This window comes from Paramagnetospirillum caucaseum, assembly GCF_000342045.1.
Lineage (GTDB): Bacteria > Pseudomonadota > Alphaproteobacteria > Rhodospirillales > Magnetospirillaceae > Phaeospirillum > Phaeospirillum caucaseum.
In genome coordinates this window covers 19,108-38,718 of the sequence record NZ_AONQ01000027.1, presented here as the reverse complement: position 1 = coordinate 38,718, position 19,611 = coordinate 19,108, and the positions used below count along the sequence as shown (strand labels likewise).

Genomic DNA, 19,611 nt, shown 5'->3' with positions numbered 1-19,611 from the left:
GATAAGAAAGTTCAGCCTCCCAGGCATAACCAGGGCATGGAACGCAGTATGAATATATCTGTGCTTATCTGTGTTCATCTGTGGCTAAAAGATCTTAAAAATATTCCAGCCGGACAGAGAACATCTTCTCCACCTTCTTCACCGCGTCGGCGGTGGCGAACAGGATGACTCGGTCACCGGGATGGATGACGGTGCTGCCGCGCGGGCTGACCACCTTGCCGTCGTGGACCACGGCGCCCAGCAGCACGCCGCCCGGCAGCTTGACGTCGCGCAGCGGCTTGCCCACCAGGGACGAGGTTTCCAGGGCATCGGCCTCGATCAGCTCGCCGAATCCCTCGTGCAGGGAGTGGACGGCGTGGATGCGGCCGCGGCGCACATGCTGAAGGATGTTGGAGACGGTGATGGCGCGGGGATTGATCGCCACGTCGATGCCCAGCGGCGCCACCAGCGCGTTGTAGGTGGTCTTGTTGATCAGCGCCATGGTGCGGCGGCAGCCGTAGCGCTTGGCCAGCAGGCCCGACAGGATGTTGGTCTCGTCGTCGTTGGTCACCGCCACCACCGCCTCGGCGGCGGCCACCGAGGCTTCTTCCAGGATTTCCGGGTCCAGCGCGTCGCCGTGGATGACCACGGTATGGCCGACCGCCTTGGCGACGAACTCGGCGCGCTCCTTGTTGGACTCGATGATCTTGATGGAGGTTCCGGGCCGGGCGGCCTCCAGCTGCTGGGCCAGGAACAGGCCGATATTGCCGCCGCCGAAGATGACGATGCGCCGGGCCTCCTGGTCCTCGCGCCCGAAGGCCGCGAGCGCCCGGTCCACATGGTCCGTATCGACGACGAAATAGACCTCGTCGCCCTCCATCATCTGATCCTCGGAGGTCGGCACGATGGCCTTGCCGTCGCGCACGATGCCGATGATGACGATGGCCAGATCGGGGAACAGCACGGTCAGCTGGCGCAAGGGCGTGTTGATCAGCGGGCAAAGGTCGGTGCAGCGCACCCCGATCAGGCGCACCTTGTCGCCCACCAGCGGGATGACGTCGATGGCGCCCGGCACCTGCAGCCGCTTGGTGATGGCGCGGGCCACCTCGATCTCCGGGCTGATGATCACGTCGATGGGCAGATGCTCGCGCGAGAACAGGTTGGCCCAGAGGGGGGCCAGATAGCTCTGGCTGCGCACCCGGGCGATCTTGGTCGGCACGTTGAACAGCGAGTGGGCCACCTGGCAGGCCACCATGTTGACCTCGTCGGCGGCGGTGACCGCGATGATCATGTCGGCGTCGCCGGCTCCCGCCTGTTCCAGCACCGCCGGATGGGAGGCGAAGCCCAGCACCACCTGGACGTCCAGGGTGTCGCTGACCTTGCGGATCAGCTCGGGCCGCTGGTCGATGATGGTGACGTCGTTGTTCTCGCCGGCCAGATAATGGGCGATGTTGAAGCCGACCTGACCGGCGCCGCAGACTATGACCTTCATTTCTTTTCGTCCGTGTTGACGCCGAGCAGCTTGAGCTTGCGGTGAAGGGCCGAACGTTCCATGCCGACGAAGGCGGCGGTGCGCGAGATGTTGCCGGAGAACCGGTTGACCTGGGCCAGCAGGTATTCCCGCTCGAACAGTTCCCGCGCCTCGCGCAGCGGCAGGGTCATGATCTCGCCGGATTTCTCCCAGCGCAGCACGGCCGGGGTGATGGCGCCGATCTCGCCGGGCAGCATGTCGGCGCGGATGGATTCCTTGGCGTCGCCCGGCGCCATGATCAGCAGCCAGTCCATGACGTTCCTGAGCTGGCGGACGTTGCCCGGCCAGTCATAGGCCTGCAGCGCCGCCATGGCGTCCTCGCCCACCACCCGGGGCTGCACCCCGGCGCCCGCCGCGGCCAGGGTCATGAAGTGCCGCGCCAGGGCGGGGATATCCTCGCGCCGGTCCCGGAGCGCCGGCATCTTCACCGGCACCACGTTGAGGCGGTAGAACAGATCCTCGCGGAAATGCCCGGCATTCATCTCCGATTGCAGGTCGCGATTGGTCGAGGCAATGACGCGGACGTCCACCTCGACCCTTTTTCCGCCGCCGACCCGCTCGAACATCTGGTCCTGCAGGACGCGGACGATCTTGCCCTGGGTTTCCAGCGGCATGTCGGCCACCTCGTCCAGCAGCAGGGTGCCGCCGTGGGCCTGCTCGAAGGTACCGATCTTGCGGGGCGTATCGGGACCGTCCAGGCCGTGCTCGGTGCCGAACAGCTCCATTTCCATGCGGTCGGGATGCATGGCGGCGCAATTGAGCACCACGAACGGCCCCTCGGCCCGGCGCGAGCGGGCGTGAATCTGCCGGGCCACCACTTCCTTGCCCGAACCGGCCGGGCCGGTGATCAGCACGCGGGAATTGGTCGGCCCCACCTTCTCCACCGCCTGGCGGACCTGCTGGATGCCGATGGCCCCGCCGACCAGTTCGCCGCCCGAGCCAGAACGCAGGCGCAGTTCCTCGTTCTCGCGGCGCAGGCGGGCCGCCTCGACGGCGCGCTCCACCACCAGCAGCAGCCGGTCGGCCTTGAACGGCTTCTCGATGAAATCGTAGGCGCCCTGCTTGATGGCCTGGACGGCGGTCTCGATATTGCCGTGGCCGGAGATCATCACCACCGGCACTTCCGGGTGGTCGCGCTTGATGGCGTCCAGCACTTCCAGCCCGTCCAGGCGCGAGCCCTGCAGCCAGATGTCCTGGATCACCAGATTGGGCCGCCGGGCACGGATCCCCTCCAGCGCCTCGTCCGCATTGGCGGCCTCGCGGGTGTTGTGCCCCTCGTCCTCGAGGATACCGGCGATCAAGGCCCGGATGTCGGCCTCGTCGTCGACGATCAGGATGTCATGCGCCATGGGTTGCCGTGGTGTCGCCGGTTGCCTGGGATTGCTGCTGCTCGGGGGCCGGGAAGACCAGCCCGATCCGTGCGCCCCCCCCAGGCGCATCCTCAAGATACAGATCACCGCCGTGGTCTTCCATGATCTTCTTGACGATGGCCAGCCCCAGGCCGGTGCCCTTGGTCCGGGTGGTGACGTAGGGCTCGGTCAGCCGTTCCCGGTTCTCGGTGGGCAGGCCCTTGCCGTTGTCCTCCACCGTGACCGCCAGCCGGTCCGGCAGGAATTCCAGGCTGAGCACGATGCGGCCGGGCGGCGCCTGCGGGTCGTCGCGGCCCTGGATGGCCTCCACGGCGTTCTTCAGCAGATTGGTCAACGCCTGGCCGATCAGACGGCCGTCACACTGCACCAGCACCTTGCCCTCGGGCAGCCGATGGACGAATTCCACGCCGGGATTGCCGGTCTTCTGCAGGAACACCGCCTGGCGGCAGATGTCGTTCAAGTCGTCGGCCCTGATCTGCGGCGCTGGCATGCGGGCGAAGGACGAGAACTCGTCGACCATGCGGCCGATGTCGCCCACCTGGCGGACAATGGTCTCCACCAGATTGACGTAAGTCTCAGGATCGCTGTGTATCTCCTTGAGATACTTGCGTTTCAGCCGCTCCGCCGACAGCTGGATCGGTGTCAGCGGGTTCTTGATCTCGTGGGCGATGCGCCGCGCCACGTCGGCCCAGGCGGCCTTGCGCTGGGCCGAGACCAGTTCGGTGATATCGTCGAAGGTCACCACATAGCCGATGATCTCGGATTCCAGGCGTTCAGCCGCCACCCGGACCAGCAGCATGCGAGAGCGGCCGCCGGGGGTGGACAGGCGCACCTCGCGCTGGACCAGCTTGTCGGGCCGGCGGACCGCCTCGTCCAGGGGCTCGGCCAGATCGGGAATGACGTCCCGGATGTCGTTGCCCACCTGCTCGTCGAGATTGACGCCGATCAGTTCCCCCGCCGAGCGGTTGGGCAGGTGGATACGGCCCAGGGCATCCAGGCCGATGACGCCGGAGGACACGCCGGCCAGCACCGTCTCGGTAAAGCGGCGGCGCTCGTCCAGCTCGCGATTGGCGTCGACCAGATCCTGGCGCTGGCTGGACAGCTGATGGGTCATGCGGTTGAAGGCGCGGCTGAGCACGCCGATCTCGTCGGCGGCGTCCTCGGCCACCCGGGCGTCGAGATCGCCCGAGCGCACCTTCTCGGCGGCGTCGATCAGCCGGCCGATGGGAGTGGCCAGCTTGACCGCCATGGACAGGCCGACCCAGATAGCGGTCAGCACCAGGAGCAGCGCCACCAGGGCGAAGATCAGCGAGAAGGCGCGCTCCAACCCCGACAGGCGGCCTTCCAGGCGTTCGTACTGGGCCACCGCCTCCGAGGTCTGGGCCATATAGCCGATCACCTTGGGATCGACGAAGCGGCCCACATACAAGAAGGTATCGCCGAACAGCCCCTGCAACTGGACCAGCGCCTTGACCCGGTCCTCGCCCGAGCCCGACAGCACCACCACGTCGCCGCCGCGGGCCTTGTCCAGCGCCCAGGCGGGAATCTGGTCGATGCTGGCCTCCACGGCGAAGATCAGCCCCGAGCGCGCCAGGATGTTGCCGCGGGTGTCGAAGACGATGGCCTCGGTCAGGCCGCGGATGGCCGCCTGGGTGCCGACGAACTGGCCGAAATGCTGGGGCGAGCGCAGCAGGATCAGCCCCTCGCGGTTGATGTCGTTGGCCATGGCCAGGGCATCGCCGCCGATGATGCGCTTATGCTCCTCGAGATAGGCGTGCGCCACCTCCAGCGAGGCCTGGAGTGCGGTGCGCACCCGGTCCGAGAACCAGCTTTCCACCCCATAGCGGAAGAAGGCGGTGGAGCCGACGCTCATCAGCACCGAAGGCGTCACCGCCACCAGGGCGAACAGCATGATGAAGCGCAGGTGCAGCCGGGAGCCCGAGGCGCCGCGCCGCCGCGCCTTCAGCACGTCGAGCACGCGATAGCCCACCACGCCGCCCAGCGCCGCCAGCAACACGCCGTCGGTGGCCAGCAGCGACAGCACGATGCGCGGATCGGGGCCGGTGGGACCGCCGCCGCCGCCGCCCATCACCCAGACGGTGGCGACGATGGCCGGAATGGAGGCGAAGGTCAGGCCATAGGCCAGACGGCGCGCCAGATCGACCCGGCGCGCCCAATGGCGTATGCGGCGGCCGAACGCCATCTATTTGAGGCCGCGGCTGATCTGGATATCCAGATCCTTGATCTTCTTCCTGAGCGTGTTGCGGTTGACGCCCAGCAGATGGGCGGCCTTGATCTGGTTGCCGCGCGTCGCCTCCAGCGCGATGGTCACCAGCGGACGCTCCACCTCGCGCAGCACCCGGTCATACACCCCCGCGGGCGGCAGGCCGTCGCCGTGATTGCCGAAATACTCGCGCAGGTGACGTTCCACCGTGGCCGACAGCCCCTCGCCCTCCACGCCGCCGCTGATGGAATCGGCGTGGGGCGTGCCGCCCACCAGTTCCTGCTCGATGACCTCGATGCCGATCACTTCCTGGGAATAGAGCGCGGCGAGGCGGCGGACCAGATTCTCCAGTTCGCGCACGTTGCCCGGCCAGCGATGCTTGCGCAGCCGGTCCATGGCCTGGCCGTCGATGGTCTTGGAAGGCAGGCCTTCCGACCCGGCCTGGGCCAGGAAGTGACGGATCAGCTCGGGGATGTCCTCGGACCGCTCGCGCAGGGGCGGCAGGCGGATGGGCACCACGTTGAGGCGGTAGAACAGATCCTCGCGGAACAGGCCCTGGCGGATCAGCTGGGTCAGGTCGCGGTGGGTGGCAGCGACGATGCGCACATTGGCGCGGATGGGGGTGCGGCCCCCCACCGTGGTGTACTCGCCCTCCTGCAGCACGCGCAGCAGGCGGGTCTGGGCCTCGGGCGGCATGTCGCCGATCTCGTCGAGGAACAGGGTGCCGCCCTCGGCCTGCTCGAAGCGGCCGGCGGCCCGCTGGGTGGCGCCGGTGAAGGCGCCCTTCTCGTGGCCGAACAGTTCGCTCTCGATCAGCTCGCGCGGGATGGCCGCCATGTTGATGGCCACGAAGGGGCCGTTGCGGCGCTTGCCGTAATCATGCAGCGCGCGGGCCACCAGTTCCTTGCCGGTGCCCGATTCGCCGGTGATCATCACCGAGAGATCGGTGCTCATCAGCCGCGCCAGGGTGCGGTAGATTTCCTGCATGGCCGGCGAGCGGCCGATGAGGGGCAGCTTCTCCTCGTCCTCGGCCCCCGCCGCCTCGGCGGGAACCGCCCGGGGGGTGGACAGGGCGCGGCCGACCACGTTGACCAGTTCCTTCAGGTCGAAGGGCTTGGGCAGGTATTCGAAGGCGCCGCGCTGGGTGGCCTTGACGGCGGTCAGCAGGGTGTTCTGGGCGCTCATGACGATGATGCGCAGCTCGGGACGAATCTTCTTGATGCGCGGCAGCAGGTCCAGCCCGCTCTCGTCGGGCATCACCACGTCGGTGATCACCAGATCGCCCTCGCCTTCCGACACCCAGCGCCACAGGGTCGAGGCGTTGCCGGTGGTCCGCACCTCGTAGCCGGCGCGGCCCAGGGCCTGGGACAGCACGGTGCGGATGCCGCGGTCGTCGTCGGCCACCAGGATGGTGGCGGTGGTGGTGGTGGTCGTGGTCATGGTGCTCACTTGCCGTCCCCGTCCTGGACCATGGGCAACATCACCCGGAAGATGGTCCGCCTTGGCACGCTGTCGAACTCGATCACGCCGCCGTGGTCGCCGATGATCTTGGCCACCAGGGCCAGACCCAGCCCGCTGCCCGACGTCTTGGTGGTGACGAAGGCGTCGAACAGGTTGGGCTTCAGATCCTCGGGGATGCCGGGGCCGTTATCCTGGATGCTGACCACCAGCGGCAGGTGGCGTCGGGTCTCGCTGCCCGGCAGGGCCAGGCGGATGCCGTGCTGGTAGCCGGTGGACACGACGATCTCGCCACCCTCCTCCGGCACCGCCTCGGCGGCGTTCTTCACCAGATTGAGGAACACCTGCACCAACTGGTCGCGGTCGCCCAGCACCGGCGGCAGCGACGGGTCGTAATTCTCGATGATCCGCACCGAGCGGGCGAATCCGGCCTCGGCGATACGCCGCACATGCTCCAGCACCCGGTGGATGTTGACCGCGCCCCGCTCCACGGTGGGATTGTCGGAAAACGCCTCCATGCGGTCGACCAGGGCGACGATGCGGTCGGCCTCGTCGCAGATCAGCCGGGTCAGGATACGGTCGTCCTCACCGGCGTTCTGCTCCAGCAACTGGGCGGCGCCGCGGATGCCCGACAGCGGGTTCTTGACCTCGTGGGCCAGGATGGCCGCCATGGCGGTCACCGAGCGCGCCGCGTTGCGGCTGGTCAGCTGGGCGCCGATCTTCAGCGCGATGGACTGCTCGTGCAGGCTGATCACCACGGAACCGGCCTTCTCGATGAGGGGCGAGACCTGGACGGTGACTGTGCGGTGCCCGGTACGGGGCGTATCCAGGGTCACGCCGTGCTCGGCCACCGAGATGTTGCCGTCGCGCGCCTGGGCGACCAGCGACAGGACCGGGGAATCGGGCGGCAGGAAATCGGTGGCGGCATGGCCGATCAGATAGGCGGCGCCGCAGGCGAACAACTGCTCGGCGGCGCCGTTGGCGTAGCGGATGCGGTTGTCGCCGTCCAGGGCCAGCACGGCGGCCCCCAGGGAACCCAGGACGATGGCCGGATCGAAGGCCGAGGAATCGGGATCGCGCCGGAGCGTGGTGGCGAGGGGAGCGGGCATCAGGCGGCGGCCTTTTCCAGCAAAGGCGCGTAGAACGCGGCGATGGCCGCCCGCATGACCGCCGGGTCGCTGGTGCGGTTGATCTCGGCGCGGAACTCGGCCGAGCCGGGCAGGCCCTTGGAATACCAGCCCACATGCTTGCGGGCGATGCGCACGCCCGGTTCGGTACCGTAATGGGACAGCATGGCGTCCAGATGGCCGAGGATGATTTCCATCTGCTCGGCCAGGGTCGGGTCGGGGCGGCGCTCGCCCGAGCTGAGGAAATGGGCCACCTGCCCCGGCAGCCACGGCCGTCCATAGGTGCCGCGCCCGATCATCACCCCGTCGGCCCCCGACAGTTCCAGCATGCTGAGCGCGTCGTCGATGCTTTCCACGTCGCCGTTGCCGATCACCGGAATGGACACGGCGCGCTTGACCTCGCCGATGAAGGCCCAGTCGGCCTGTCCGGTATACATCTGGTTGCGGGTGCGGCCATGCACGGTGACCATGCGGATGCCGCATTCCTCGGCGACCCGGGCCAGGCTGGGGGCGTTGCGGCTGGTCATGTCCCAGCCGGTGCGCATCTTCAGCGTCACCGGGATGTCCACCGCCTCGACCACGGCGCTCATGATGCGGGCCGCCAGATTCTCGTTGCGCATCAGGGCCGAGCCGGCCTCGCCCTTCAAGGCCACCTTCTTGACCGGGCAGCCCATGTTGATGTCGATGATGGCGGCGCCCAGGTCCTGGTTCAGCTTGGCGGCCTCGGCCATCACCTTGGGCTCGCAGCCGGCCAGCTGCACCGACATGGGGAATTCCTCGGCGGTATGCTGGGCCATCTGCATGGTCTGGCGGTTCTGGCGGATCATCGCCTGGCTGGCGATCATCTCGGACACCACCAGCCCGGCGCCCAGGCGCTTGACCAGCCGGCGGTTGGGCATGTCGGTGACGCCGGCCATGGGGGCCAGGATGACCGGGTTATCCAGGGTCACCGATCCGATGGAAACGGTCTTGCGCGTGATCTGTGCCATGGCTGCGTATTTATTATGCAGACGCGACACAATGCAACGGCAAAAGCTGCCTGGAAAAAAAGCAGACCCTCCACCAGCCTAATGGCTTACCAGGACCTGGGTCACGAACTTGACGCCGGGATAGGCCAGGGTGAGCAGCAGATAGGCCAGCAGCACCACGCGGGCCGCCACCCGGCCGCGCACGCCGCACACCCGGTGGCCGACCAGCAGCAGGCCGATCAGTGCGAAGGCCAGCAGCGACAGCAGGGCCTTGTGGGAAAAGGTCAGCACCGTCCCGGTCTCGAAATACTGGGTGGCCATGCCGGTGGCCAGGCCCAGGCCCAGCACCGCCTCCGAGGCCAGCAGCAGGCGGCCGGCCAGGGTTTCGCCGTCGGCGACGCTGGGCAGCATGCGGGTGAGCGTGGTGGGCGCCTTGCGCTTCAGGGCGCGCTCCTGCAGGAAGGTGGCCAGCGAAGCCACCGCCGCCAGGGTCAGCAGAGCATAGGTCAGCACCGAAACGATGATGTGCAGGTCCAGCCAGGCGGCGGGTACCGCCCCGCCGCCGAGCGGCAGCGGCGCCTCGACCCACTGGACCAGCGAGGCCAGCAGGCCCAGCGCCGCCAGGAACGGCATCAGCAGCGGCGCCAGGCGCCAGCCCTGCGCCGAGGCATGGGCCACAAGGGCGAACAGCGTGGCGGTGGCGGCGATGGACACCCACAGGGCGGCGGACAGGCTGGTCTGCCAGTGCCCCCCCAGCAGGGAAACCGCCGCCAGCGCCGGTCCGGCCACCGCCAGGGCTAGGCACAGGCGGAACCGGGCGCTCCGCCCCTCGCCGGCGCGAAGGGCCACCAGCGCGGCGGGCAGCAGCGCCACGAGGGCGGCGATATTGAGAACCAGGGACGACATGGGCGGACTATATCATCCTTTGCGGCGGCGCAAAGGGGTGACAGCGCCTGTCCTCTCGCATAGTCTGTCGCCCCTATTTTCCAGGAGAGCGACGATGGCCAAGACGGTTGTGCTGGTGGTGGCGGCGGGGCGCGGACGGCGGTTCGGCGGCGACCTGCCCAAGCAATACCACGACCTGGCCGGACGCATGGTGCTGCGCCACACCCTGGCGGCCTTCGCCACCAATCCCGAGATCGGCGCGGTGCGCGCCGTCATCCATCCCGACGACCGCCAGCTCTACGACATGGCCGCCGCCGGCCTGAACCTGCTGGAGCCGGTCCATGGCGGCGAGACCCGCCAGGACAGCGTGCGGCTCGGCCTGGACAGCCTGAAGGACCTCGCCCCCGCCAAGGTGCTGATCCACGACGGGGCGCGGCCCTTCATCGACCACGGCACCATCGGCCGGGTGATCCGCGCCCTCGACCGCCATCCCGGCGCCCTGCCCGCGGTGCCGGTGGCCGACACCCTGAAGAAGGGCAAGGACGGCTTCGTCGCCGACACGGTGGACCGCTCGAACCTGTTTCGCGCCCAGACGCCCCAGGGCTTCCGCTACGCCGACATCGTCGCCGCCCATCACGCGGTGATCGGCCTCGAGCTGACCGACGACGCCGCCGTGGCGGAAAAGGCCGGGCTGGCGGTCGAGTTGGTGGCCGGCGCCGAGGACAACGTCAAGCTCACCACCGCCGCCGACCTGGAACGGGCGCGCCACCTGTTCGAGGGAGCCGGAGAGGTGCGCAGCGCCTCGGGCTACGACGTCCACCGCTTCGACCCGGCCAAGAAGACGGTCTGGCTGTGCGGAATCGAGATTCCCCATGAATCCGGCCTCGAGGGCCATTCCGACGCCGACGTGGCCCTGCACGCGCTGACCGACGCGGTGCTGGGGGCCATTTCCGCCGGCGACATCGGCCACCACTTTCCGCCCACCGACGCCCGGTGGAAGGGCGCCGCCTCGGACCAGTTCCTGGCCCATGCCGGCTCGCTGGTCGCCGCCAAGGGCGGCCGCATCGTCAACGTGGACGTCACCGTCATCTGCGAGCGCCCCAAGGTCGGGCCGCATAGGGCGGCCATGGCGGCGCGCGTGGCGGACATCCTGGGGATTTCCCAGGATAGGGTCAGCGTCAAGGCCACCACCACCGAAGGCCTGGGCTTCACCGGCCGCCAGGAAGGCATCGCCGCCCAGGCCATGGCCTCGGTCTGGCTGCCGCGGTAGCTCATACCAAATCCCAATGAGCCGAACTCATCGGGATTTGGTCAGGCCCAAGGGGCCGCGCGGCTTTTGCCGCGGAAGGCAAGGGTTTCGGAGAAACCCGCCCGCCGCTGAGGGCGCCGCTGATCGGTTTCGATCAGCGGGACATGGTATCAGCCGCCCGTCTCTGTCCTGATCCAGTCGAAATAGGCGGGATTACCCTTGTCGATGGGCAGGGCCACCACGCAGGGGCAGGCATAGGCGTGCAGTTCACGCACCCGGGCGACCGTCTTGTCCACCAGTTCCGCCCGGGTCTTGCAGATCAGCACCGCCTCGGGCCCCTCGCAGACCCTGCCCTCCCACCAATAGACCGAGGTGGCGCCGTCCAGCACGTTGGCGCAGGCCACCAGCCGCTCGCCTACCAGGGCGCGGGCCAGGACCAGGGCCGCCTCGCGGTCGGAGGCGGTGATATAAATCATGTTTATCGTCAAATGCTTATCCCCCTATTCCTCAGAAAAGCGGGGCGCGCCCTTTGGCCAACCGGGCGCGCCCCACGAGTCTGTGCAGGTCATCCCGGAAGAGGAGATCGAACCGGGAGCCCTCACGGTCCGGTACCACGGCACCGCCAACCGATGTCACGCATATATGAATTGCGTAAACGGATTTCGATACCCCGTCGTGACAAATCCGCCTCCAATCAACTGCTTTCGCAGGTGCCGACCTCGGCCAGCAGCAGGCGGTCGATGAATTCCGCCGCCTCCTCGTTGCCCATTGCCTGGGCAACATCCTGAGATGGCAGAGAAAACAACGTCCGCAGTTGAGATTCCAGGTCGCCCAGCATCTCCTCGACGGTAACCGCCAGCGCCCTGGTATGGGCCATCAGCCAAAGGTCCATGGCCGGCGATTCCGGCCAGTCGGGCCGGGCCACGTACAGGACCGGAACCCCGGACAATCCGGCCTCGGTGAAGGTGCCGTAGCCCGGCTTGGTGACGATGACGTCCACCGAGGCGACCAGGTCGGCGAACGGCAGCCCCAATTCCCGCCAGGACAGGATATCGTCGCGCTCCGGGGGGCAGTCCTGGGCGCTCGCCCAGGTCCAGCCCTCCAGGCGCGGCCAGCGCGCCATGGAAAGGTCGTGGTCGATGCCGCCGAACGCCACCAGCCCGAGCCGGGCCGCAGCCGGGCCCGGCAATTCATCCCGGCGGTTCCGCCCGCGCCGCGCCACGGTGCCGATATCGACCACGTTGCCGATGCTGGGCATCTCCATGGCCGGGGTGGCGCGCAGGAAGGCCCGGGCCGAATCATAGGCGTCGCGCATCTCCGCCCAGATGGCGGCGGCCTCGGGCCGGTCGCCCAGGTAATGGCGGTACATGTCGGCCCAGTTCAGCGAGCTGAGCGCCACCGCCGGAATGCCGGCCCGGGCGGCGGCGGCCAGGGTCGCATAGGGGACGTTGGCCACCACCGCGTCGGGGCGGGCGTCGCGCAGCCGCGCCGCCTCGCCCTCCACCAGCCCGATGAAATCGGCGTGCAGGCGGCGGTAGCCCTCGGCCGAGGCGTCGAGATCCACATTGGTGGCCGACAGCATCTTCAGCCCGAAATCGGGAATCTCCGGCACATGGACGAAGTCGGAGCCATAGCGCTCATCGAGGAAGCTCCGGGGCAGAGCGGTCTGGATGGTGAGACGCAACTCGGGCCGTCGGCGGCGCAAGGCCTGGATGACCGGCGCGGTCATGGCGGCATGGCCATAGCCATGGGGGGACAAGGCCAGCCAGAGATGTTTCGAAGCGGACGGATGGAGCATGACTTGCCGGAAACCTGGAAGATCGGGGCGCCGCGCACCATATCCGTTTCCGGCTTGCCGCGCGAGCCCGGCCGGGTCTACCCTTTCTCTCGCGCAACATTCGCCCGTGAACGCCAAAACAGATTGCTCGGAACAGATTGTAAGGACGCCCCGCCATGAATCTCGCCACCCGCTATCTCGGCCTCGACCTGAAGAATCCCCTGGTGGTCTCGGCCTCGCCGCTGGCGCTGGACCTCGGCAATTCACGCCGGCTGGAGGATTGCGGCGCGGCGGCCATCGTGCTGCCCTCCATCTTCCAGGAAGACATCGAGAACGAGATCGACGAGATCGAGCGTCTGGTCTGCGAGGGCAATTCCGAGGCGTTCTCGTACTTCCCCGCCAATATCAGCGCCAATGCCGGGCCGAAGAACTATCTCGAGCTGATCCGCCGCACCCGGGACGCCCTGGAGATTCCGGTGATCGCCAGCCTGAACGGCACCACGCGTACCGGCTGGACCGATTACGCCACTCAGATCGAGCAGGCCGGCGCCAACGCCATCGAACTGAACGTCTATCTGCTGCCCACCGATATCGAACTGACCGGCACCGAGGTCGAGGCCCGCTATCTCGCCATCCTGGATGCGGTGAAGGAGACGGTGTCCATTCCGGTTTCCATGAAGCTCAGCCCCTATTTCAGCTCGGTGGGCAACATGGTGAAAAGCCTGGATCAGGCCGGGGTGGACGGCGTGGTGCTGTTCAACCGCTTCTACCAGCCCGACATCGACCTGGAGGAGCTGAAGCTGGTCCGCGACCTCAAGCTCAGCCACAAGGGCGAAATCCGCCTGCCCCTGTTGTGGATCGCCACCCTGGCCGGCAAGATCAAGGCGTCCATCGCCGCCAGTTCCGGCGTCCAGACCGCCGCCGAGGTGGTGAAGTACCTGTTCGTCGGCGCCGACGTGGTGATGACCACCTCGGCCCTGATGCGCCACGGAATCGACTACATGAAGACCCTGCACGACGGCCTGATCGCCGAATTGAAGGAGCGCGAGGCGGATTCCGTCGCCGACATCCGCGGCCGCATGAGCCGCGGCGCCACCAGCGACCTGGCCGCCTTTGACCGGGTCAACTATATCCGCATCCTGCGGGGCGGCGCCTACAACGCCTGATTTTCCCGATCGAGCCTGGGCAAGGCCCGGCCGCTTCGGCCGGGCCTTTTGCATGGCGCCCATCCGGAATCAGAACAATTCAAAGCCTTGAATGTGACGTTGGTCAATTATATAAAGCGCATATACATGACTGACCAACGGAGCCTTCCATGACCGCCCAAGCCGCCTGCAAGACCGAGTGCCGCGTTCCCCGCCTCCTGGGCTATGCCGCCATCGTGGTTGCCGGTGCGGTGATCGGCTCCACCCTGTTCGGCTGGTCGATCATCGCCCTGACCACCATCCTGCGCGACTGATCAGACGGCGAAGGATTCCGGAGGCTTCCCGGCCACCCGGCGCTGCCACATCCGGGTGAACGCCGTCTCGATATCGCGGGTGAAGCGGGCGTTGTCGAACAGCGCCGACGCGGATTTCGCCTCGGCCAGCCGCCGCCGGAGCCCGGCCCGGCGTTCGGAATCCCGCGCCAGGGCCAGCACCAGTTCCTCGTATTGCGCAGGCGTGCGGGTGACCAGTTCCGGCAGGCCGGCGGCCTTGAGCACGCTGGCCGCCACCCGCCCGGGAAAGGTCCGGCCGAGACAGGTCACCACCGGCACCCCCATCCACAGCGCGTCGGCGGCGGAACCGTGGGCGTTGTAGGGCAAGGTGTCGAGGTAGAGATCGGCCAGGCGGTGCCGCGCCAGATACGCGCCGATGCCGACGCGGGGGGCGAAGACCAGCCGGCCGGGATCGATGCCGCAGGCCTTGGCCTCGCGGCACAGATTGGCCCTGGCGGAGCCGTCGAGCAGCCACAACACGCTCCCCGGCACCTGCGCCAGAACCCGCATCCAGACGTCGAACAGGGGCGGATTGATCTTGTAGGCGTTGTGAAACGCGCAGAGGATCACCCCGTCCTCGGGCAGGCCGCAGGCCCCTCTTGCCGGCGTCCCGGGAACCGCCGCCCGGTCGGGATCGGACGGCAGGTAGCAGTTGGGGAGATGGACGATCCGTTCGGTGACCGAGGCTTGCTCCGCCATGGGCAGGATGGTGGGATCGGCCAGGATGTAATCGGCGAAATCGCCCCCCAGGGTTCCGGCATAGCCCAGGTAATTGACCTGGATGGGGGCCGGGCGCGCCGCCAGGATGTCCGTCCGGCTGTGCAACGTATAACCGGTCAGGTCCACCAGGATGTCGATGCCGTCCCGGCGAATGCGCGACACGGCATCGGCGTGGGTCAGGGACCGCAGATCGACGAAGCGGTCGACGCCCTGCTCCAGCCGCCGCCGCGTGGGGCTCCCGTCGTCGGGACCGTAGGAATAGGCGAAGACCTCGAAGCGTTGGCGATCGTGGCGCTCGAACAGGTTGGCGACCAGATAGCCCACCGGATGGTCCCGGAAATCGGCGGACAGATAGCCGAGGCGAATGCGTCCCGCGTCGCCACCATCGGCGACGGCCGGCAAGGCGGGGGACCGTTTCGCCCTGGCCGCGATGTCCGCCGCCCACAGCCGGGCGCAGGCCAACTGCTCGGCCTGGGTCGAGGACAGGGACAGGAAGACGAAGGGATCGACCCCACCGGCCCCGGCGCGGACCAGGGAAAGACATTTCTCCTCGTCCCGGTCCAGCCCCTCCCAGTCGCACAATTGCTTGCGCACATGCGCCAGTTCGCTGTGTGCCTCGGCATCCTCGGGCTTGAGAGCGATGGCGTCGCGGCACGAAGCCAGCGCCTCCTGGTGGCGCCCCATGTCGTACAGGACCTTGCTGCGGTTGAGATGGGCGTGGGCGTTGCCCGGCTCCAGCGCGATGGCCCGGTCATAGGCCGCCACCGCCTCGGCATAGTTCTTCTGTTTCCTGAGGATCACCCCCCGGTTCAGATGGGCCGAGGCGTGGCCGGGATCCAGGGCGACGACCTGACCGTACACGGCGCAGGCCTCGTCGAGCCGCCCCATGTCGTGCAGGGCCCGTCCCAGATTGTAATGAAAGACCGGGTGCCGGGGATCGAGGCGGACCGCCCGCTCGAAGGCCTGGACGGCCTCGTCCAGGCGCCCCAGATTGGCCAGGGCGATGCCCAGGTCGGCCTCCACCTCGGGATGATTCGGGTCGAGGACCAGGGCCTTCTTCCAGGCTTCGGCCGCCTCGGCCCAACGGCCGGCGGCAAACAGGGCGCCGCCCAGGTTGCCATGCGCTTTGGCCAGGCCGGGCGCCAGCCGCGCCGCCCTGGCGAAGGCGTCGACAGCCTCATCCAGGCGGCCGGCGGCACGGTACGCCAGGCCGAGATTGCAGCAGGCCTCGGCATCGTGCGGCGCCAAGGCCAGGCCGTCGCGGAAATGGCCGATGGACTCGGCCAACCGCCCTTGCGCCGAGGTCACCAGACCGAGTCCGAAACGGTGTTCGGCCTGATCGGGCTCGCATTCCCGCAGCCGCAGGAACTCCCGCTCCGCCTCGGGCAGGCGGCCGGCCGCCTGCAGCACCAGGGCGAAATTGCGGCCGATCCGGCCGTCATCGGGGGCCAACCGCGCCGCACGCTCCAGATGGCCGAGGGACTCGCCAAGCCGCCCCGTCTGGGCCAGCAGGACGCCGAAAGCATAGAGCGCCTCCGCATGATCGGGGTCGGCGGCGAGAACGGCGCGGTAAAGCGGCTCGGCGGCGGCGATGTTGCCGCCCCGGTGCTCGGCCTGGGCCCGGGACAGGGTGTCCGCCCCGGTCACGGATTGCTCCCCGCCCCGGCGGCGACGGCCCCACCGCCCAGATAGCGCTGCACATAGCTGGTGTTCTCGCGGCGGTCATGGGTCAGCAAGGCCCGCAACGCCACGTCGAAGGAACGGTAGACATCGTGCATGACCAGGGCCAGCTTCAGCAATTGCGCCGAATCCAGCAATTCGAACCGGGTGAAGTCGCGCACGAACACCGCGTCGCCGTCCACCACCTGGGACAATCCCTTGTAGGGATCGTTGTCGATCAGCATCGGTTTGATGACCCGGGTCCGCAGTGGCCAGAAACGGTGAAACACGAAGCCGAGGGCCCGCAGATGCATCTCGACCTCGGAAAACAGCGGCTGTCCCTCGTAAAGCGGCAAGAACTCCACCTCGGTCTGAATCACCAGACACTCGGCCAGACGCCGCGGCGCATTCTTGAAAACCGTCAGTTCGCCGCCCTGAATGTCGATCTTGAGATAGTCCAGGCGCCTGATCTGCTCCACGTCGTCCAGGCGGACCGTATCCACCTCCATTTTCCTGACGACCCGCGCCCAATCGCTGAAACCGTGGAAGTACTGGAAAAACGTCCGGTTCGGAGTCAGCAGCGAGGTCATGCCCTCGGCCTGGCACAGGTTGAGCGTATGGCGTCCGCCGTCGCCCACCGCGTAAGGCAGGTAGGTCTCGGACGGCCCCTTGGCCCGGTTCAGCCGGGCCAGCGCGCCGGGATTGGGCTCGAAGCCGACCAGACGGGCCGCCCCGCATTGCAGCAACCCCTTGTAGGGCGGATCGCCGTCGATGGGATTGGCGCCGATATCCACGATATCGACGCTCAGATCAAGGCCGAGAATTGCGGTGAGCGATGGCGGCGACGCGGACATCTGGATGGGGCCCCCTGCTGAATGGCGGCCCAAGGCTAGCCTGCCTCAGACACGGTTTCAAGGTCAGGTCCGGGCCCCGATTGGAAAGCGAAACGGCCCGGCTCATGATCCGAGCCGGGCCGTTGAATTTTTGGTCGGAGCGACAGGATTCGAACCTGCGACCCCCAGTCCCCCAGACTGATGCGCTACCGGGCTGCGCTACGCTCCGACCGTGGTGGGCGAGCCCACCGAAACCTTTGTTCCCAGGCGGAGAACCGCTCCGGGAGGGGGAAAAACCGGCGGGGTGTGCCGGGAGAGGGGCGCACTATAGTCAGGCGGCCCGGCCAACGCAACCCAGTTCTTCAGGGAAAATCACCGGGCCCGCAACAAGGCCCGCAACTGCTCCAACTCGGCCAGGATGTCTTCCAGTTCGTGGCGCAGATTGGGGCCGAGCCCCCCCGCCGGCACCGGAAGATCGCCGCCGCCGGCGGTGATGGCCCGCACCACGGCGTGGCGGGCTTCGTCCTCCTCGACGACCAGATCCTCGTCCCCGTCGTCCTCGGGATCGTCATGATCCTCGCCGGGATGGTCGAGGTCCAGGGACAGTTCCGGCTCGGCGGCGCGGGCCGGCGCCGGGGCGGCGTGGGCATCCTTGGCCCCGCCCTCCTTCAGCAACTTCTGCACGCCCTTGATGGTGTAGCCTTCGCTGTAGAGCAGGTCGCGGATACGCCGCAGCAGCGCCACGTCGTCGGGACGGTAATAGCGCCGGCCGCCGCCGCGCTTCAACGGCTTGACCTGGGGAAACTTGCCCTCCCAGAAGCGGAGGACGTGCTGGGGAACGTCGAGGTCGTCGGCGACCTCGCTGATGGTCCGGAACGCCGCCTCGGACTTGCCGTTGCGCCGGCCCGCCATCTCTTCCCCGTCGTCGCCGGTCATTTGCCCCCGCTGCGCTTGGCGGTCATACCGTCGTTGATCTTCTTCTTCAGGAGCTGCGAGGGACGGAACACCAGCACGCGGCGCGGCGTGATGGGCACTTCCTCGCCGGTCTTGGGATTGCGGCCGATGCGCTGCCCCTTGGAGCGGACCGAGAAACTGCCGAACGAGGAAATCTTCACCGCGTCGCCCGTGGCCAGCGCGCCGGCAATCTCGTCCAGGACGGCCTCCAACAGATCGGCGGACTCGTTGCGCGACAGCCCGACCTCCTGATAGACGGCCTCGCTCAGTTGCGCCCGCGTAATGGTCTTCTCAGTCATGACGCCCCAGCCGAAAAAGGAATCCGAAAAGCTGGTGCGACCCTAGACCTTTACGATAAACCCGTCAATATCAGAGGGATGGAGGATGGCGTTCAACAGCCATGCAAGAGTATAGCTACATCCGCACCAGGGCGGAACCCCAGGTGAATCCGCCACCCATGGCTTCAAGCAGCACCAGTTGACCCGGCTTGATGCGGCCGTCGCCCACCGCCTCGGTGAGCGCCAGGGGAATGGAGGCCGCCGAGGTATTGGCGTGCTTTTCCACGGTCATCACCATCTTGGCCAGCGGGAAACCCAGCTTCTTGGCGGTGCCTTCGATGATGCGGCGGTTGGCCTGGTGCGGCACCACCCAGTCGATGTCCGAGGCCTTGAGGTCGTTGGCCGACAGGGCCTCGCCCACCACCGAGGCCAGATTGATCACCGCATGGCGGAACACCTCACGGCCTTCCATGTGCACATGGCCCACCGTCTGGGTGCTGGACGGGCCGCCGTCCACATAGAGCAGGTCGTAATGGCTGCCGTCCGAGTGGAGATGGGTCGACAGGATGCCGCGGTCATTGCTGCCGCCCTTGCCGCGGTTGGCGCGCAGCACCACGGCGCCGGCGCCGTCACCGAACAGAACGCAGGTGGCGCGGTCGTTCCAGTCGAGGATGCGCGAGAAGGTCTCGGCACCGATCACCAGGGCGGTCTGCACCTGCCCGGTCTTGATGAAGTTGTCGGCCACCGACAAGGCATAGACGAAGCCCGAGCACACCGCCTGGATATCGAAAGCGGCACCATGCTTCATGCCGATACGCTGCTGCACCTTGGTGGCGGTGGCGGGAAAGGTGTTGTCCGGGGTGGCGGTGGCCAGGATGATCAAATCCACGGCGGAACCGGAGATGCCGGCGGATTCCAGCGCCCGCAGGGCGGCATGGGTGGCCAGATCAGAGGTGGTCTCGCCCTCGGCGGCGATGTGGCGCTGGCGGATGCCCGAGCGCTCGACGATCCACTCGTCCGAGGTGTCCACCTGGGCGGCCAGTTCGGCGTTGGTGACCAGCCGGGACGGAAGATAGGAGCCGCAGCCGACGATCTGGGAGCGCACGATCATGATCTGTCCCT

The 19,611-nt window shown here is 67.7% G+C and carries 17 protein-coding genes and 1 tRNA gene; 3 read left to right on the top strand and 15 right to left on the bottom strand.

The features are described 5' to 3' along the window. Positions 1 to 94 precede the first annotated feature (94 nt). The 7 genes from trkA to ccsA form a co-directional block, all read right to left on the bottom strand. Positions 95 to 1,471: a Trk system potassium transporter TrkA gene (trkA, locus tag H261_RS11475; protein WP_008617628.1), complete on the bottom strand. Its 1,377-nt coding sequence runs from the start codon at positions 1,469 to 1,471 to the stop codon at positions 95 to 97. Then, complete coding sequence (ntrX, locus tag H261_RS11470; RefSeq protein ID WP_008617627.1) at positions 1,468 to 2,859, bottom strand: nitrogen assimilation response regulator NtrX; 1,392 nt, start codon at positions 2,857 to 2,859, stop codon at positions 1,468 to 1,470. Before ntrX ends, trkA begins: the two co-directional genes overlap by 4 nt. Further along, positions 2,849 to 5,083 carry a sensor histidine kinase NtrY-like gene (locus tag H261_RS11465; RefSeq protein WP_008617626.1) on the bottom strand — a complete coding sequence of 745 codons (2,235 nt, stop codon included), beginning with the start codon at positions 5,081 to 5,083 and terminating at the stop codon, positions 2,849 to 2,851. The genes ntrX and H261_RS11465 overlap by 11 nt, the downstream gene beginning before the upstream one ends. After that, positions 5,084 to 6,544 carry a nitrogen regulation protein NR(I) gene (ntrC, locus tag H261_RS11460; protein WP_040476294.1) on the bottom strand — a complete coding sequence of 487 codons (1,461 nt, stop codon included), beginning with the start codon at positions 6,542 to 6,544 and terminating at the stop codon, positions 5,084 to 5,086. A gap of 5 nt (positions 6,545 to 6,549) precedes the next feature. Continuing rightward, positions 6,550 to 7,671 (bottom strand): two-component system sensor histidine kinase NtrB, encoded by a 1,122-nt coding sequence (locus H261_RS11455; protein WP_008617623.1) that lies wholly within the window; start codon positions 7,669 to 7,671, stop codon positions 6,550 to 6,552. Beyond that, the gene (dusB, locus tag H261_RS11450; protein ID WP_008617622.1) at positions 7,671 to 8,678 is read right to left on the bottom strand and encodes a tRNA dihydrouridine synthase DusB; all 1,008 of its coding nucleotides are present in this window, start codon (positions 8,676 to 8,678) and stop codon (positions 7,671 to 7,673) included. Before dusB ends, H261_RS11455 begins: the two co-directional genes overlap by 1 nt. Before the next feature lie 78 nt (positions 8,679 to 8,756). Then, a complete protein-coding gene (gene ccsA / locus H261_RS11445; RefSeq protein ID WP_008617621.1) occupies positions 8,757 to 9,563 on the bottom strand; it encodes a cytochrome c biogenesis protein CcsA in 807 nt (268 codons plus the stop codon). 94 nt (positions 9,564 to 9,657) lie between these two features. On the opposite strand from ccsA, the gene H261_RS11440 reads away from it, so the two are divergent. Further along, positions 9,658 to 10,812: a bifunctional 2-C-methyl-D-erythritol 4-phosphate cytidylyltransferase/2-C-methyl-D-erythritol 2,4-cyclodiphosphate synthase gene (locus H261_RS11440; protein WP_008617620.1), complete on the top strand. Its 1,155-nt coding sequence runs from the start codon at positions 9,658 to 9,660 to the stop codon at positions 10,810 to 10,812. Between the two features lie 149 nt (positions 10,813 to 10,961). Here the strand turns inward: H261_RS11440 and cutA are convergent, their stop codons facing one another. Together cutA and H261_RS11430 are read right to left on the bottom strand one after the other, a co-directional pair. Continuing rightward, entirely contained in the window at positions 10,962 to 11,267 is a 306-nt protein-coding gene (cutA, locus tag H261_RS11435) for a divalent-cation tolerance protein CutA (protein WP_008617612.1), read from the bottom strand. A gap of 218 nt (positions 11,268 to 11,485) precedes the next feature. Beyond that, positions 11,486 to 12,589, bottom strand: a complete 1,104-nt coding sequence (locus H261_RS11430) for a hypothetical protein (protein WP_008617610.1) — start codon at positions 12,587 to 12,589, stop codon at positions 11,486 to 11,488. Positions 12,590 to 12,744: 155 nt separating this feature from the next. Here H261_RS11430 and H261_RS11425 point away from each other — a divergent pair, with 155 nt between their 5' ends. Both H261_RS11425 and H261_RS25785 read left to right on the top strand, forming a co-directional pair. After that, positions 12,745 to 13,734: a dihydroorotate dehydrogenase-like protein gene (locus H261_RS11425; protein WP_008617609.1), complete on the top strand. Its 990-nt coding sequence runs from the start codon at positions 12,745 to 12,747 to the stop codon at positions 13,732 to 13,734. Between the two features lie 149 nt (positions 13,735 to 13,883). Continuing rightward, the gene (locus tag H261_RS25785) at positions 13,884 to 14,027 is read left to right on the top strand and encodes a hypothetical protein (RefSeq protein ID WP_008617608.1); all 144 of its coding nucleotides are present in this window, start codon (positions 13,884 to 13,886) and stop codon (positions 14,025 to 14,027) included. Here the strand turns inward: H261_RS25785 and H261_RS11420 are convergent, their stop codons facing one another. From H261_RS11420 to H261_RS11395, 6 genes are all read right to left on the bottom strand, one after another. Further along, entirely contained in the window at positions 14,028 to 16,412 is a 2,385-nt protein-coding gene (locus tag H261_RS11420; RefSeq protein ID WP_008617607.1) for a tetratricopeptide repeat protein, read from the bottom strand. Beyond that, positions 16,409 to 17,278 (bottom strand): FkbM family methyltransferase, encoded by an 870-nt coding sequence (locus H261_RS11415; protein ID WP_008617606.1) that lies wholly within the window; start codon positions 17,276 to 17,278, stop codon positions 16,409 to 16,411. The genes H261_RS11420 and H261_RS11415 overlap by 4 nt, the downstream gene beginning before the upstream one ends. A 131-nt stretch (positions 17,279 to 17,409) precedes the next feature. Beyond that, positions 17,410 to 17,486, bottom strand: a tRNA-Pro gene (locus H261_RS11410). A gap of 143 nt (positions 17,487 to 17,629) precedes the next feature. Continuing rightward, entirely contained in the window at positions 17,630 to 18,193 is a 564-nt protein-coding gene (locus tag H261_RS11405; RefSeq protein WP_008617605.1) for a MerR family transcriptional regulator, read from the bottom strand. Next, positions 18,190 to 18,510: an integration host factor subunit alpha gene (locus H261_RS11400; RefSeq protein WP_008617604.1), complete on the bottom strand. Its 321-nt coding sequence runs from the start codon at positions 18,508 to 18,510 to the stop codon at positions 18,190 to 18,192. Before H261_RS11400 ends, H261_RS11405 begins: the two co-directional genes overlap by 4 nt. Before the next feature lie 115 nt (positions 18,511 to 18,625). After that, positions 18,626 to 19,600, bottom strand: coding sequence for a beta-ketoacyl-ACP synthase III (locus H261_RS11395; protein ID WP_008617603.1), 975 nt, complete (start codon positions 19,598 to 19,600; stop codon positions 18,626 to 18,628). Between the last annotated feature and the right edge of the window lie 11 nt (positions 19,601 to 19,611).

Excerpts from the sequence above, each read along its gene's own strand:
- trkA (WP_008617628.1), bottom strand. The coding sequence starts at position 1,471 with ATGAAGGTCATAGTCTGCGGCGCCGGTCAGGTCGGCTTCAACATCGCC.
- ntrX (WP_008617627.1), bottom strand. The coding sequence starts at position 2,859 with ATGGCGCATGACATCCTGATCGTCGACGACGAGGCCGACATCCGGGCC.
- H261_RS11465 (WP_008617626.1), bottom strand. The coding sequence starts at position 5,083 with ATGGCGTTCGGCCGCCGCATACGCCATTGGGCGCGCCGGGTCGATCTG.
- ntrC (WP_040476294.1), bottom strand. The coding sequence starts at position 6,544 with ATGACCACGACCACCACCACCACCGCCACCATCCTGGTGGCCGACGAC.
- H261_RS11455 (WP_008617623.1), bottom strand. The coding sequence starts at position 7,671 with ATGCCCGCTCCCCTCGCCACCACGCTCCGGCGCGATCCCGATTCCTCG.
- dusB (WP_008617622.1), bottom strand. The coding sequence starts at position 8,678 with ATGGCACAGATCACGCGCAAGACCGTTTCCATCGGATCGGTGACCCTG.
- ccsA (WP_008617621.1), bottom strand. The coding sequence starts at position 9,563 with ATGTCGTCCCTGGTTCTCAATATCGCCGCCCTCGTGGCGCTGCTGCCC.
- H261_RS11440 (WP_008617620.1), top strand. The coding sequence starts at position 9,658 with ATGGCCAAGACGGTTGTGCTGGTGGTGGCGGCGGGGCGCGGACGGCGG.
- cutA (WP_008617612.1), bottom strand. The coding sequence starts at position 11,267 with ATGATTTATATCACCGCCTCCGACCGCGAGGCGGCCCTGGTCCTGGCC.
- H261_RS11430 (WP_008617610.1), bottom strand. The coding sequence starts at position 12,589 with ATGCTCCATCCGTCCGCTTCGAAACATCTCTGGCTGGCCTTGTCCCCC.
- H261_RS11425 (WP_008617609.1), top strand. The coding sequence starts at position 12,745 with ATGAATCTCGCCACCCGCTATCTCGGCCTCGACCTGAAGAATCCCCTG.
- H261_RS25785 (WP_008617608.1), top strand. The coding sequence starts at position 13,884 with ATGACCGCCCAAGCCGCCTGCAAGACCGAGTGCCGCGTTCCCCGCCTC.
- H261_RS11415 (WP_008617606.1), bottom strand. The coding sequence starts at position 17,278 with ATGTCCGCGTCGCCGCCATCGCTCACCGCAATTCTCGGCCTTGATCTG.
- H261_RS11405 (WP_008617605.1), bottom strand. The coding sequence starts at position 18,193 with ATGACCGGCGACGACGGGGAAGAGATGGCGGGCCGGCGCAACGGCAAG.
- H261_RS11400 (WP_008617604.1), bottom strand. The coding sequence starts at position 18,510 with ATGACTGAGAAGACCATTACGCGGGCGCAACTGAGCGAGGCCGTCTAT.
- H261_RS11395 (WP_008617603.1), bottom strand. The coding sequence starts at position 19,600 with ATGATCGTGCGCTCCCAGATCGTCGGCTGCGGCTCCTATCTTCCGTCC.